This window comes from Chryseobacterium sp. SIMBA_038, from assembly GCF_046535115.1.
In the GTDB taxonomy this organism is placed as follows: Bacteria; Bacteroidota; Bacteroidia; order Flavobacteriales; family Weeksellaceae; genus Chryseobacterium.
Map to the genome: position 1 here is coordinate 1 of NZ_JAWRXH010000454.1, position 234 is coordinate 234.

General features: G+C 34.2%; 1 protein-coding gene. It reads right to left on the minus strand.

Features of this window, described 5'->3' with window-relative positions:
- Positions 1-234: sugar phosphate nucleotidyltransferase (locus tag SB689_RS24245; protein ID WP_410694565.1), on the minus strand; the 234-nt coding region annotated here is incomplete at both ends.

Below are 234 nucleotides of genomic sequence, written 5' to 3' on the forward strand. Positions count from 1 at the left end.
TGGTTTCATCCGAGATTTCAATGTTACATCCGAAGTTATCATTTTTATTCAAAAAATCAACAATCTGATCTCCAAAATGATGGATGTTAATCACAAAATCTTGTATACCAAAACTTTTCAGATACTTGATATTTCTTTCCAAAAGCGGAACATCATTCACTTTTGCCAATGCTTTAGGATGATGATCTGTAAACGGTTTAAGTCTGGTGCCTTTTCCTGCGGCGAAAATTAGAG